The organism is Fervidicola ferrireducens, assembly GCF_001562425.1.
Classification (GTDB): Bacteria; Bacillota; Thermosediminibacteria; order Thermosediminibacterales; family Thermosediminibacteraceae; genus Fervidicola; species Fervidicola ferrireducens.
The window spans coordinates 1-1,321 of record NZ_LOED01000083.1; the positions used below are offsets into that span (position 1 = coordinate 1).

Sequence of the window (1,321 nt, forward strand, 5' to 3'; positions counted from 1 at the left end):
TCGGAGGGCAAATCAAATATCCGGGAAGGAGGCGAAAGCCTGGTCTGGGGGCCGGCTTGGCTGGAGATAAAAACAGTCAAGTTTTTTGAACCAGGAATTAACATCATTAAAATAGAATTCTTCCTGATGAAATGCAAAAGGAAACTTTCGGGGGGAGTTGCCGTGAAACCGAAGACGATCCTGGTGGTGGAAGATGAAGCGAAAATAAGGATACTTTTGAGGGATTTCTTTGAAAGGGAGGGCTTCAAAGTCCTAGAATCCCCGAACGGCAGGCACGCCCTGGAAACCTTCGAAAAGCTCAAAGGCGAAATAGAGGTCAATTTTCCCTATACAAAGCTAAACAATCTATAGCTTTGTTAGGTACTCATTGTGCAGACCCCAACGAGCACTATACTGTTAGAGCCGACGGCTACCTCCATCACCGTCTGGCTGCCCGACACCCCATTATGGGGAGGCCCACATTTCCCCGGTTCGGGCCTCTGGCTGCCGGGCTACTTCCCGGCGTTTTCCGTCCCTCGGGCTTTGGCCCTAAGGCGCATACCGGGAGGGGGAGTCACCCCGCCTACCCGCCGCCCCTTAACCCCCACCACAGGGTGTTGCCGGACTCCCGGGTAGCCCGGCAGGGAAGAGCGGCAGACTTTAAACCTCGCAATTAGGACGAGTTACCGAACATGAAAGAGAGCCATTCTTCAGGGTTCCACCCAAGGATCATATGGCCGTTCCTTACCGCCCGCTTTCTGGCCGCCCTGAACAGTCCGGAGAGCTTGCCCCAAAGCTTGAAATGCTGCCATCCTTCCCTTGGCGACAGCCTATTCAGGATCTCTTTGGGGACCTTCTCGGTAAAGCCCAAAGCTCTCCTGGCTATTACAAAGGCGGCACCCTGGTGAGCGGAAAGGCCGTAATCCCGTGAGTATTTGAAGTAGCCGATAAGCGAAGTAAATCTGGCGGATACGGTAAAGACTGCGATACCCCTCTTCCTCAAGGCCACGACGATCCGGTTGAATAGGAGCCTCTTGCAAAAGTTGTGGGTGACACGGTTGAAGAGGCGGTTGGTGTCGTGGTCCTGGGCAAAGGACAGCTCTTCCAGGGCTACCTGCTTTATACCCAGCGATTCCAGCCATTCGGCTATGTCTTTAGCCAGGTTCCCGGCTATCCATTCCCGTTTTTCATGGGAAACGTAGACCAGTTCAGGACACCGGAAACAGCGTGATATATGAAAATTGCCGTCCGGCAGGGCCACGGTTACGGCCACCACATCGGGGTTTAAGTCTATTCCTGCCATGGGCAAGTCTTTGTTTACAGGCACGTCATCGCCCAGGGG

General features: G+C 53.7%; 1 protein-coding gene and 1 pseudogene. One reads left to right on the top strand and one right to left on the bottom strand.

Going from position 1 to position 1,321, the window contains the following annotated elements; translation table 11 throughout:
• Window positions 1-351 (top strand): response regulator (locus tag AN618_RS13635; protein WP_483788266.1); only part of this gene is annotated, 351 nt, incomplete at its 5' end.
• Window positions 352-652: 301 nt separating this feature from the next.
• Here the strand turns inward: AN618_RS13635 and AN618_RS13370 are convergent.
• Window positions 653-1,321, bottom strand: a pseudogene (locus tag AN618_RS13370) (transposase); the annotation flags it as partial.